Annotated in this window: 12 protein-coding genes; 8 read left to right on the top strand and 4 right to left on the bottom strand. The window is 60.0% G+C overall.

The features are described from left to right. Positions 1-267: 267 nt before the first annotated feature. The 4 genes from C7411_RS17415 to C7411_RS17395 all read right to left on the bottom strand — a co-directional run bounded on the left by C7411_RS17415 (position 268) and on the right by C7411_RS17395 (position 3,623). The gene (locus tag C7411_RS17415; protein WP_243413199.1) at positions 268-1,110 is read right to left on the bottom strand and encodes a TetR/AcrR family transcriptional regulator; all 843 of its coding nucleotides are present in this window, start codon (positions 1,108-1,110) and stop codon (positions 268-270) included. A 480-nt stretch (positions 1,111-1,590) separates the two neighbouring features. Then, positions 1,591-1,818 (bottom strand): hypothetical protein, encoded by a 228-nt coding sequence (locus C7411_RS17405; protein ID WP_110385499.1) that lies wholly within the window; start codon positions 1,816-1,818, stop codon positions 1,591-1,593. An 18-nt stretch (positions 1,819-1,836) separates the two neighbouring features. Beyond that, complete coding sequence (locus C7411_RS17400; protein ID WP_110385498.1) at positions 1,837-2,439, bottom strand: ANTAR domain-containing response regulator; 603 nt, start codon at positions 2,437-2,439, stop codon at positions 1,837-1,839. Beyond that, positions 2,436-3,623: a transporter substrate-binding domain-containing protein gene (locus C7411_RS17395; RefSeq protein ID WP_110385497.1), complete on the bottom strand. Its 1,188-nt coding sequence runs from the start codon at positions 3,621-3,623 to the stop codon at positions 2,436-2,438. The genes C7411_RS17400 and C7411_RS17395 overlap by 4 nt, the downstream gene beginning before the upstream one ends. A gap of 406 nt (positions 3,624-4,029) precedes the next feature. Between C7411_RS17395 and C7411_RS17390 the strand changes: the two genes are divergently transcribed. From C7411_RS17390 to C7411_RS17355, 8 genes are all read left to right on the top strand, one after another. Next, entirely contained in the window at positions 4,030-5,277 is a 1,248-nt protein-coding gene (locus tag C7411_RS17390) for an urea ABC transporter substrate-binding protein (protein ID WP_243413198.1), read from the top strand. 72 nt (positions 5,278-5,349) lie between these two features. Further along, a complete protein-coding gene (urtB, locus tag C7411_RS17385; RefSeq protein WP_110385495.1) occupies positions 5,350-6,972 on the top strand; it encodes an urea ABC transporter permease subunit UrtB in 1,623 nt (540 codons plus the stop codon). After that, entirely contained in the window at positions 6,969-8,102 is a 1,134-nt protein-coding gene (gene urtC, locus C7411_RS17380) for an urea ABC transporter permease subunit UrtC (protein ID WP_110385494.1), read from the top strand. The genes urtB and urtC overlap by 4 nt, the downstream gene beginning before the upstream one ends. Then, the gene (urtD, locus tag C7411_RS17375) at positions 8,102-8,857 is read left to right on the top strand and encodes an urea ABC transporter ATP-binding protein UrtD (RefSeq protein ID WP_110385493.1); all 756 of its coding nucleotides are present in this window, start codon (positions 8,102-8,104) and stop codon (positions 8,855-8,857) included. Before urtC ends, urtD begins: the two co-directional genes overlap by 1 nt. A 2-nt stretch (positions 8,858-8,859) precedes the next feature. Further along, on the top strand, positions 8,860-9,564 hold the full coding sequence (gene urtE, locus C7411_RS17370; RefSeq protein ID WP_110385492.1) for an urea ABC transporter ATP-binding subunit UrtE: 705 nt from the start codon (positions 8,860-8,862) through the stop codon (positions 9,562-9,564). A 59-nt stretch (positions 9,565-9,623) separates the two neighbouring features. Further along, complete coding sequence (locus C7411_RS17365) at positions 9,624-10,619, top strand: acetamidase/formamidase family protein (RefSeq protein ID WP_110385491.1); 996 nt, start codon at positions 9,624-9,626, stop codon at positions 10,617-10,619. 11 nt (positions 10,620-10,630) lie between these two features. Beyond that, complete coding sequence (locus tag C7411_RS17360) at positions 10,631-11,401, top strand: SDR family NAD(P)-dependent oxidoreductase (RefSeq protein WP_110385490.1); 771 nt, start codon at positions 10,631-10,633, stop codon at positions 11,399-11,401. A gap of 158 nt (positions 11,402-11,559) precedes the next feature. Continuing rightward, entirely contained in the window at positions 11,560-12,672 is a 1,113-nt protein-coding gene (locus tag C7411_RS17355) for a substrate-binding protein (RefSeq protein ID WP_181431349.1), read from the top strand. The last annotated feature ends 20 nt before the right edge of the window (positions 12,673-12,692 follow it).

Below are 12,692 nucleotides of genomic sequence, written 5' to 3'. Positions count from 1 at the left end.
TAATTTTTATCCGATCGCATCCATCCGCAGGAAGCGGGGATAGCATCACCATTAACATTCATAAATTCATGCACTTAAACGAGAAAATATCAGCCCCATGATGTCGAGTAGATATCATCATATGACGACTAATATGATTGACAGAGATGAGCGAGCGCAACCGGCGCGGCGCAATCTCGAGACTGCACGATCGCCGGCAGGCAAAAAAGGGAGGGCTGGCAGGATGCGCGGGCCGCGGAGCCCGCGCGAGAGGGAACGCCGCGAATCTCAGCCGGCGGCCTCGGGCATGGGCAGCAGCGACGGCACTGCGACGAGGAATGCGCGCACATTTAGCGCAATGACCTCCTCGGGCGGCAGCGAGTTGTCGTTCGAGTAAATACGCCGTCGAATCGCCAGGTGCGAGATCGCACCGTGCAGCGTCCAGCCGATTTCAGTGAGTTCGTCGATCTTTGACGGCACATCACGACCTGCGTCGTGAGCGGCTTCGGTCACGACGATTTCGAGTGCGTGCGTAACGATCGCATCTGTGTAAGTCGGCGCCATGCGCAGCCCGGCGAGAGACGAAAACAGGAACAGCCGCAGCCAGCGGCGCGTCAACAGCGACTCGTAGTAGTCCCGGTAAAAGTCGATCAGGCGCTGCTCCAGCGGTACGCTGCGATCCTTCAGTTTCACGAACCAGATCGCCTTGAAGATGCCCGCGATCTCGCGGTTGTACACCTCCTCAATCAACGCGGCCTTGCTCGGAAAGAGGCTGTACAACAGCCGCTGGGACACGCCGCACGCCTCGGCAATGGCGCGCGTCTGGGCGCTCAGTCCGTGTTCGGCGAAATACTCGGCGGCTTTCGCAAGTACCAGCCCCTGACGTTCGGTACGCGGCAGCCGGCGCCGTGTGCTTTGCGCTGCCTGGCGGCCGCGCACGGAGTTTGCCGCCCCCTTCGGCTCGTCGCTGCCGGGCGCTCCCTCGCGGGCGTCAAGCGGCGCTGTGCGTGCGCGCCGCGTCACCGGCCTGGCGGCTGTTTCGCCCGGCATCGTGCTCGCGCCCCTGGTAGACTTCGCGGCCCTGGTGGGACTGCGCTTCGGCGTTGCCACTTTCCTCGTAGTCGACTTCATGACTCTCCCATGCTCGTTCCCGCGGCTTCGGCCGCGAAAATATCGTCGCTTGACGACTTATGTTTTGCTACAGTGTAGCTCCGTGCGACCTCCAGACAAGCCGCCGCACTGGCGCATTATCGCAGTTCGCGATGACGTCGACGGTTCACCGGCTGTTCATCGTCCACTGCCCGAGCGCCGCCCGAGGACAACCCGATTTCCCGGGTATCCTCAAAGGAAGGAGCAGAGATGACTATCAGCGCTTTCGACCTGTTCTGGCGTGACAACGTGCCGTCAAGTTTGCACACCGTCGACCCCATGCAGGCGGCTTTGCAGTTCGTCGACACACTCGCTCGGCATGGCCGCCTCCTTAACGTCGTACGCGCATCGAGCTTTTCGGTTCGCTTCGGGAGACAGGCAAAGGAAACGACAGCGACTGCGGCGTGCGGCCGCGCCTCGTTGAGGACTTCATGGCATTCTGTTGGCAGGAATGCTGCGCTGTCAGGGATCCCAGCGCATTTGCGGTGCTCGGATCGGGACTCTGCGCGCGAGCACGTCGATGACGATCATTGGTACGCCGCAGTGCCGTCTGGTGAAGACAAGGCGGCGGGCACGGCGGTTCACCTCGATACTGGCCGAATCCACCATGTGATTGGAAATGCCCTGTCCCGTCAGCCAACGGTACATCCTCTCGCCCAGTTCAAAACCGTGCGAGTCGGCGGAAAGCAACTACCCCTTCCTCTTTGGTTAAAAACTAAGCGTTTCGTGTGCCTTAACGATCTCACCCGCCACCGTCTCGATCTGCTCGCGCTTGAGCATCGCCTGTGAGCGCAGCATTTGATAGGCATCTTCTTCCGACACGCCGCGCGTTTCCATCACAATCTGCTTGGCCTGCTGGATCACCCGGACCTTCGCCTGCTTCTGCTCGAGCCGCTCAATGTATCGCTCCCGAGCACGGGACGCCTTAAATTGCGTGAGAGCCACGGCAATCCCAGTTAGCAGCCCAAATGACCGTACCGGCGACGGAATGGTCGCAAACGCGTTAAGGCGCAATACCGCTTCAATGGTGATCGGATTTTCGTAGGTGACTACCGGAATCACAGGCGGCGACGTGCTGGTTCCGAGCCACGGAAAATTTACCGAAAGGGTTTCAGGGCGCATCGCCATAATCACGAGTCCAGTTCCGGAGGGCAAGCTGTCGAGTCGCGGCCAGCATACCTCCACGTCGCAGCCGATGCGTTGCAGTTGCGCGAGCAACTCCTCTCCGTCCTGATCCTGCGGATGAATCACCACGACCTTTAGCGAACGCAGATCGCGCAGGATCGCTGGCGTCTCTGCGGTCCGCTTCATCGGTCCACTCCTGCACGTCCAGGCTCAGGATGCGCGTTCGCGATCCACTCCGGCGTGATGTGAGAGACGACGTACGGATCGGCCTTCACGCGTTCAGGTGAGCGACCAATGATGTCGAAACGGCCGTGCGCATTCACCCGGCCGATCAATGGGCGCAGGTACGTGTGGTTGTTGTGTTCATCGATGCGCACCCGTCCTTGAGGAGCGTCGAATTCCAGGCCGGGCAATACGCGCAGTAACAGCGTGGGATCGTCCGAGCCGACACGGCGGATTGCATCCGCGAGCAAATGCATCTGGAAATAGGCCGCTTCCCAGCACATGTTGGTCGGCTGATCGTCGCCGAAGCGTGCCTGATAGCGCGCGACGGCGCCGAGATTTTCGCGTGTATCGAGACTTTGAAAATACGCAGCCGAGGTGATATGCCCCTCCGCCAGGTCGCTTCCCATGACCGCGATCTCGGCTTCGCTCGTCATATGGCTCGCAATAGGTACACGGTATGGATCGAGCCCGACATAAGCGAATGCACGATACAGATGTGGAATGCCCTCGCCGACCACGGTCGAAAAGATGAAGTCGGGGGCGAGTTGCCTGATCCGTTTCGCTGCCTCCAGATAACTCTCCCACGGAGCATCGAGCGACAGATAAGTCTCGTCGACCTTCTCTCCACCTCGCTCGAGGATCAGATCACTCATCACGCGATTAGACTCGTACGGGCACACATAATCCGAACCGATCATGCTCACGCGGGAACCGAACTGTGTGAGCATAAAACCGGCAAGCGGCAGTGTGTTCTGGTTCGGTGCTGCACCGGTGTAAATCACATTGCGGCTGTATTCGAATCCTTCATATGGGGTCGCGTAGAAGAGCAGCGCGTTGTATCGCTCGACGATAGGTATGACCGCCTTGCGGGTGCTGGACATGTAGCAGCCCACAATGAGCCGCACCCGATGCTCGAGAATCAACTGTTCGGCAAGGTCTGCATAACGGCGCGGCTGGCACTGGGGATCGAGACACACAAGTTCGACTTCCCGGCCGGAGACTCCGCCCGCGCGATTGATCTCCTCGACCGCGAGCATGGTGGCCTGCAGCTGCGTGACCTCGACAGCCGAGGTCACGCCCGAGCGCGAGTAAAGCGTACCTATCCTGATTGGTTCCGAGGTACTTCCAGAATCGTTACGTGCCATTCGGAAAATCGACGATGGTTGCTACGTTTGAGAAGCGCACCAGTTGCGCGCCGCTGTGCATGACTGGTGCGCAAAATGCACTGCGTTAGTGCGGTGTTCCTTAGGCAAGTACAGAACGTGCATTATTTATGATGCCTTTTACACTGACGCAGATGCAAGTAATCAATTTGCACGCGTTTAGCACGAAGGTTTTGCGGCAAGCGTCACCTATCGTCCACGCAACCTGGCATGACGGTTGCTTTAAGCTTTTCGCTGACCCGTCGTGCACAACGGGACCAACAGCATCCATTCCGTTGTTCAAGACAAAGGCGTCTTGATCGACACCGGCCAAAAAAGCCCGAAACCAGTTCATCTGGTTTCGGGCTTTTTGCGTTTGCGATTTCTAATCCATGTCGGAGTGAAGCAAATGAAAAGACGTACCTTCCTGTCGGCAGTCGGTTCCGGGTTGGTGACCGCTGCGGGCACTGCGCTGCCTAAGGCTGTGCTGGCTGCGCAAACCAGTGAGCCGATCAAGCTCGGCTTGCTGTTTTCGCAGTCGGGCACCATGGCCAATGGCGAGTCGCTGCTAAAGGACACCGCGTTGATGACGATCGATCAGATCAACGCCAGGGGCGGCGTCCTCGGGCGTCAACTGCAGGGCGTAGTGGTCGATCCGGCATCGGACTGGCCCATGTATGCGCAACTCTCCAAGCAACTGATTCTGCGCGATCAGTGCGCGGCGCTGTTCGGCTGCTGGACGTCGGTGTCACGCAAGTCGGTGTTGCCGGTCGTCGAAGCGCAGGACAGCCTGTTGTTTTATCCGCTTCACTTCGAAGGCGAAGAGCAGTCGAAGAATGTGGTCTATCTGAACTCGCCGCCAAGCAGTTCCGTGCTGCCCGCGATCGACTACCTGATGAGCGATCAAGGCGGCGGCGCGAAGCGCTTCTATATGATCGGCAGCGATTACGTCTGGCCGCGCACGATCAACAAGATGCTCAAGGGCTATCTGAAGACGAAGAACATTCCGGATTCGGCATGGCGCGAACATTACGTGCCGTTCGGCCAATCGAACTTCCAGACCATCGTGCGTGATATCAAGGACTTCGCCGCCCAACCGGGCGGTCAGGCCATCGTCGTGATGACGGTTGTCGGCGATTCGATTCCTGCAATGTTCAAGGAAGCGATTAACCAGGGCGTCCGCGCGACCGATATTCCGATCCTCGGTCTGGACGTGGTGGATAGCGACCTCGAAGGCCTCGACACGACACCGCTCGTTGGCCATCTCAGCTGCTGGTGCTACTTCCAGAACGTCGACACGCCGCAGAACCGGCAGTTCAAGAGCGACTGGAAAAACTATGTCAGCGCACACAACCTGAAGCATCGCCCGGACATGGTGATCGATCCGATGGTGTCGACCTACCTCGGCATCAACCTTTGGGCACAGGCGACCACGAAGGCGCATTCGACCAGTACCGACGCCGTACGCAAGGCGCTCGCGGGCCAGTCGATGGTCGATCCGGCGGGCTACACAGTCAGGATGGACGCTTCCACGCAGTATCTCTGGCGCGGCGACATGATCGGCTCGATCAATGCGAAGCAGGGTTTCGACATTCTCTGGAAGTCGAAAGACATTGAGAAGCCGGTGCCGTTCAGTCCGTTTATCGGCAAGGCATAGCCGAGCTTCGAAAGAAGATGGATTGGCGCGCGCAAACGCGCCATCCCCGTAGCAGCATCGAATGGAAACACAATGATCAATTTCAGGCAGATCTTTCTCGCGATCGCTTGTCTGGCATTAGTCTGGGTTACCTCTGCAAACGCGGTGCCTGCCGCTGCGCCAGGCCGGACTGCAGCGCTCACGTCGTTCTGTGCCTCGCACAGCGATAAAGCCGCTGCGCTGGAACAACTCGTCGAGCTAGGCGTATCAGCCGATGTGCAAGAGCGCGCCTGGGCCCGCCGGATTGTCGACGCCATCCGCAACGGCGCACTGGTGTGCAGCGCCGATGCTCAGGCGACCATTCAGGGAAGCCCTGCGCTCGACGCAGCGAGCCTTCAGCCGAGCACCCGTACCACTGCTGATGCGCCCTATGTGCCCAGTATCGTGATGATGCGCAAGCTCGCAGTAGCATCGGCGGAGATGGACCTGTTCTCTCCGCAGCAGGACACCCGCGCAGCGGCGGCGCGACAAGTCGACAAGTTCTTCGCGTTGCTCGACCCGGTGATCATTACCCGCGCGATCAGGCAGCAGCGCGATCCGGATACCGCCACCGTCCTCACCCTCGCGTTGGCCAAGCGCGGCCTGAACAGCAGCGTAAAGGCCGACCGCCTCGCCGCCATCAAGGCCGTGGCCAGGGTGCCGAGCGAAACCGCCCGCACCGCGCTCGCCAATTTCGCGGCGCAAGACTCGGCGCGCTCGGATCCTGATGTACTTGCCGCGGCGCAGGGCGCCATCCGTTCGATCGACACGTGGCTTTCTATCGGCAAGGCGTTATCGATTCTTTTCAGCGGCTTGAGCTATGCCGGCGTGCTGTTGCTTACCGCGCTGGGCTTGTCGATCGTGTTCGGTCTGATGGGCGTGATCAACCTCGCGCATGGCGAATTCATCATGATCGGCGCTTACGCGACATATCTCGTGGAGCGCTTTATGCAGGCACATTTACCGGGGCTATTTGACGCCTATATTTTCGTTGCGATTCCCGTGGCATTCGTGATCTGCGGGGCGTGCGGCATGGTGCTCGAGTTTTTCGTCATCCGCTTTCTGTATCGCCGGCCGCTGGAAACGTTGCTCGCCACGTGGGCTGTCAGCATCGCATTGATCAAGCTGATTCAGGTTCTGTTCGGCTCGCAAAACGTGGAATTCATCACGCCGGGATTTCTTGACGGCGGCATGCAGGTCGCGCCCGGCTTCTTCGTGACCTACAACCGCGTGTTCGCAATCGTTCTTGCACTGCTGATCTTCGGTGCGACCTTCGCCGTGGTCCGCCTCACGAAGCTTGGCCTGCTGATGCGCGCCACGACGCAGTTGCGCGATATGGCTCGCTGCCTTGGTGTGCCCGCCGAACGCGTCGACCGCGTCGCGTTCGGCCTCGGAGCCGGCCTCGCAGGACTCGCCGGCGTGGTACTGACGCAGATCGCCAGCGTCAATCCGTCGATGGGTACGGGTTTCGTGGTCGACTCGTTCATGGTGGTCGTACTGGGTGGCGCAGGCAGCCTGACGGGGACGCTCGTGTCGTCACTCGCGCTAGGGGAAATCAACCAGTTCATCGAACCGTTCTATGGAGCGGTGGCCGCCAAAGTCGTGGTGCTTCTACTGATTGTTCTGATCATCCAGAAACGCCCGCAAGGACTCTTCGCATTGAAGACCCGCGCATGAACACGCTCCCCGATCCGCGCACCAACAGGAGATTTACCTTGTCGGCATTCGCTGCGAAATGGATGCGCCAGACCGTCGAGATTGGCATTGTACCCGTGCTGGTGCTGGTGGCTCTCTATTTGCCCTTTTCATATTTTCTGATTCCCGAATCGAACGCGTTGCATCTATCGCTGTTCGGCATCAACCTGATCGGCCAGATCATGTGCTTCGCGCTGCTCGCGCTCGCACTCGATCTGGTCTGGGGTTACGCCGGCATTCTGAGTCTCGGGCACGGCATTTTCTTCGGCATCGGCGGCTACCTGATTGCCATCTATATGCTGAACGGCGCCTATGCCGAGACTCATGTCTTGCCGGACTTCATGCAGTACATGGGTGCGAGCGACTTCCCTGCCCTGTGGAAGATTCTGTCGCGACTCGACGTGACCATCGTGGTCACGGTTATTGTCACCACCGTGGTCGCGGGCGCGTTCGGCTTCGTCACGTTCCGCTCCCGGATCAATGGCGTGTACCTGTCGATCATCACGCAGGCCCTGACGTACGCGCTGATGCTGCTGTTGTTCATCAACGACGTCGGGCTGGGCGGCAATAACGGCATGACCGGATTCACCAGCATCGCCGGTCACAATCTGGCCGATGTGCCGACGCAGATCGGCCTCGCGGTGGGCTCCTGTTTGCTGCTCGTCGCGGCTTATGTCGGCGTGCGCTTTCTTGCGCGCTCCAGCTTTGGCCGTGCATTGATCGCCGTACGAGACGACGAAGCACGGATGCGCTTCCTTGGCTACCGCACGCATACGCTGAAGCTGTTTGCGTGGTGCCTGTCGGCGGTGCTCGCGGCGTTTGCCGGCATGCTGTACGTGCCGCAGGTCGGCATCGTCAACCCGACCATCGTGTCGCCGGAACTGTCCGTCGAGATCGCGGTTTGGGTAGCCATCGGCGGACGCGGCACGCTGATCGGCGCAATCGTCGGGGCGATTGTGGTCAACGGACTGAAGTTCTGGCTCACCGCGCAATTGCCGACTGTATGGCCATTCATTCTTGCCGGTGTGACGCTCGTTATCGTCGTCTATTTCAGTAACGGTGTATGGGGCTCCCTCAAGGCCACCGGAAGCAAACGCAAGGGGGCGCGCTAATGAATCAGCCGGCACCCCGCACCGCGATCTATATCAGCGGCCTGTCCGTCAGGTTCTCCGGTTTTGCGGCGATCACCAACCTGTCGATGGAATTCCACTATGGCGAGATCCGTGCCATCATCGGCCCGAATGGCGCGGGCAAGACCACGTTGATGGATGTGATTACCGGCAAGACGCGTCCAGCCGAAGGCGACGTGTTTCTGAACAAGGTCACGAACCTCGCGACACTCGACGAAACGTCCATCGCGCGCCTCGGCGTCGGCCGCAAATTCCAGAAACCGAGCGTCTTCGAGGCCTTGCGGGTCCGCGAAAACCTCGAACTCGCCATTCGCAATGGCCGCGGCTATGCGGATATGGTCTGCTCCCGTCTCGGTGCCGCACAGAATCGGCGTATCGATGAGGTGCTCGAGACGGTGGGTCTCGAGGTCGAGGGACAGCGGCAGGCCGGAACGCTGTCGCATGGTCAGAAGCAATGGCTCGAGATCGGCATGCTGCTTGTCGCCGACCCACACGTCATTCTGCTCGACGAACCGGTTGCCGGCATGACGGATCACGAGACGGCGCGCACTGCCGAATTGATCTCAGGGCTCAGATCCCCCGAACGAGCTGTCGTCGTGATCGAGCACGACATGGATTTCGTCGGTGAGATCGCGGACCTCGTCAGCGTGCTGCACGAAGGGCGCCTGCTCGGCGAGGGTTCAATGGAAAGCGTGCGCAATGATCCACGCGTGATTCAGGTTTATCTGGGGCGTTAAGCATGCTGAAGATTTCCGCACTCAACCAGTTTTACGGCAGCAGTCATACGTTGCGCGACGTGTCGCTGAACGTGGCAGACGGCGCCTGTACCGTGGTGCTCGGCCGAAATGGTGTGGGCAAGACTACCCTGCTGAAGTGCCTCGTAGGTCTGCTGCCTGTCAAGGCCGGCGAGATCGTCCTGGCCGGCCAGCCGTTGACACGTACGGCCCCGCACCGGCGCGTGCTGGCGGGCCTCGGTTACGTGCCGCAAGGGCGCGATATTTTTCCGTTGCTAAGCGTCGAAGAAAACCTGCGGATCGGCGCGTACGCCGGCGAGCGCAATCAAACCCGGCAAGGCAAGCAGTTTTCCTTCGACGACGTCTTTCATACCTTTCCGGTGCTCAAGACAATGCGCCGGCGCATCGCAGGCAATCTCTCCGGTGGACAGCAGCAGCAGCTTGCCATCGGCCGCGCCCTTCTCACCAACCCGAAACTGCTGATTCTCGATGAACCGACCGAAGGCATCCAGCCGTCCATCGTCATGGAGATCGAAGCGGTGATCCGCTCGCTGAAAGGCTCACTGTCGATTCTGCTGGTCGAACAGTTTTTCGACTTCGCGCAGGCCGTGGCTGACGACTACGTGGTGCTGGTGCGCGGCCAGGTCGTATCGACCGGTCGCGGCGACCAGATGGAAGCCAATAACGTCAAATCGCTCATTTCAGTGTGAAGCGGCGCTCTCAGTGCACCGCTTCATCTTGACAACCAACGCTTTAAAAGGACATCCACATGAACTGGCTTGAACAATCGATCATGCACACACGCGGCGTTGCTCGCGGCGAGGTACGCGAGACGCATGAACTGACGGAAGCCCGCCAGGGAGCATTCCACTACACCATCGGGCCGTATTCGGCCCCGACGCTGAGTATTGCGCCAGGCGACCGCGTGGTTGTCGAGACTCGCGATGCATTCGACGGCAAGATTCTCACGGAACAGGACCTGCCGAGCCAGAAGCTGCGAGTGCCGTTTCTCAATCCGCAGAGCGGACCGATCATGATCGACGGCGCGGAGAAGGGCGACGTGGTGGCCGTGTACATCGAATCGATGCTGCCGCGCGGCGACAATCCCCGCGGCACCTGCTGTCTGATTCCGCGCTTCGGCGCGTTGACGGGCACCGAATACACCGCAACGCTCAATGAACCGCTGCCGGAGATCACCCGCAAGATCGATGTCGACGAAGAAGGCGTCTACTGGAGCAAGCGCGTCACGCTTCCGTACAAGCCGCATATCGGCACGCTAAGCCTGTCGCCGGAAATCGACTCCATCAATTCACTCACGCCGGACAATCACGGCGGCAACATGGACGTGCCTGACATGGGGCCTGGCAGCATCACGTACCTGCCGGTGCGCTCGGCGGGTGCGCGGCTTTTTATCGGCGACGCACACGCCTGCCAGGGGGACGGCGAAGTATGCGGCACCGCTGTCGAGTTCTCCAGCACGACCACCATTCACGTCGATCTGATCAAAAACTGGCAGATCGACTGGCCGCGCCTTGAAACCGACGAACTGCTGATGACGATCGGCAGTGCGCGTCCGCTGGAAGATGCAACGCGGATCGCTTATCACGAACTCGTCCTGTGGCTCGAAAAGGAATATGGCTTCGACCGTTGGGATGCCTACATGATGCTCAGCCAGTGCGGCAAGGTAAGGCTCGGCAACTTCGTCGACCCGAAGTATTCGGTGGGCGCGGCGATCGGCAAAAAGTATCTCGCACCGGCAGCCTGAGGAGATCAGCCATGGATCTGAAACTGAAGGGTTTGAAAGCGCTCGTGACGGGCGGCACAAAAGGCATTGGCCTCGCTATTGCGCAAACGCTCGCGGCCGAAGGAGCCGATGTGGCGATCTGTGCCCGTGACAGCGCCGCAGTCGAGCAAACGGTGGCGTCCCTCGTGCAGCTTACCGGCGGTGCCGTCAAGGTGACCGGCGCGTCAGTCGACGTGTCGAACGCTCCGGCACTGCAGGCCTGGACGCGTGAGGTCGCGGCGCAACTGGGCGGTCTGGATATCGTCATCGCCAATGTGAGCGCGCTGTCTATCGGCAACGACGCCGAATCATGGCGCAAGGAGTTCGAAACCGACCTGATGGGTACGGTCAACCTCGTCGACGCGGCGCTGCCGTTTCTCGATGCGAGCACGGCAGCCTCGATCATCGCGATTTCGAGCGTATCGGGCCGCGAGATCGACTTTGCAGCCGGCCCTTATGGCACGTTCAAAGCCGCGCTGATCCACTACATGCAAGGTCTCGCGTACAAGCTCGCGCCAAAGGGGATCCGCGCGAATACGGTGTCGCCGGGCAACGTCTATTTCGAGGGCGGCGTATGGGATCAAATCGAAAAGAACGATCCGAAGCTGTTCGCGGAATCACTAGCACTCAATCCTGGTGGACGCATGGCGCGCCCACAGGAAATCGCCAACATGGTCGCATTCGTCGCAAGTCCTGCGGCGAGCTTCGTGAGCGGAGCGAATGTTGTGGTGGATGGCGCGCTAACGCGTGGCGTGCAGCTCTAAGCCTGCGCAGGTATTTGCAGGGTGCGTCACTCGAATTGATTGAAGCAAAGCGATTGAAGCAAACCCAAGGAGCCTTGACGATAATGAAAAGAATGTCTTCCCTTCTGTATGCCGGCCGTTCACGCGGCGCGGCGATTGCCTTGCTGGCATCACTCGCGATGGCGAGCCATGCCGCCATCGCGGCCGATCCGGTCAGGATCGGCGTACCCGTGGGCCTGAGCGGCGCGAACAGCGTCGTTGCGCCTTCGGTCGTGCAGGCCGCCCAACTGGCGGTCGACGAGATCAACGCGAAAGGCGGCATTCTGGGGCGGCAAGTCAGCCTTGAGGTTGCCGATGACGGAAGTGGCGCAGCGGGCGCGCAAAAAGCCTTTGATTCGCTGATCTTCGAGAAAAAGGTCAACGCGCTCATTTCGATGGAAACGAGCGCGGCGCGCAACGCGGGCCTGCCGATCGTGACACGCGGCAAGGTGCCCTTCATCTACACGTCGTTCTACGAAGGCCGCTCCTGTAGCCGGTATATGTACGTCGACGCATGGGTGCCCGACCAGCAGGTCGCACCGATCGTCGATTACTTCATGAAACAGCAGAAGGCGAAAACCTTCTTCCTGATCGGCAGCGACTACGCGTTTGGGCGCGGCATGCTCGACTTCACGAAGACCTATATCGAGAAGCAGGGCGGCAAGGTAGTCGGCGATGAGTATCTGCCGATGGACGGTTCCGACTGGACGTCGATTATCAGCAAGCTGCAAGCAGCCAAACCTGACGCGATCATCACCTCGACGGCGGGCGGCGCGCCGAACGTCACGCTCACCAAGCAACTGCGTGCGGCGGGCGTGAAGGTTCCATACGGCAATCTCGCCGTCGATGAAGGCACGGCCAAAAGCATGGGTGCGGATGCACAAGGTATCTACATTTCCGGTTCGTACGTGACCAACATCGACACGCCGGCCAACCACGCATTTCTCGCCGCCATGCAAAAGCGCTTCGGTGCAGACCTGAAAACCCAGAACGACCTGTCGGTGCCCGAGTATGAAGCGATCTACCTGTACAAGGCCGCGGTGGAAAAGGCCGGCAGCGTCGATACGGCGAAGGTGATTCCGGCCCTCGCGCAAGTTTCGTTCGATGGCCCACGCGGCACGATCCGCATGGACAAGGAACGGCATACCCCGCTGACGATGTATCTGGGCCAGGTGCAGGCAGACGGTTCGGTGAAAGTGATCGAGTCATTCAAGAATGTCGATCCCGGCGAGCAGTGTCCGGCTTTGAAGTAAGTTCCACGATGGAGTCTCAG

It is taken from the genome of Paraburkholderia silvatlantica, assembly GCF_003096715.1.
Lineage (GTDB): Bacteria > Pseudomonadota > Gammaproteobacteria > Burkholderiales > Burkholderiaceae > Paraburkholderia > Paraburkholderia silvatlantica.
This window is presented reverse-complemented; position numbering and strand designations above follow the sequence as displayed.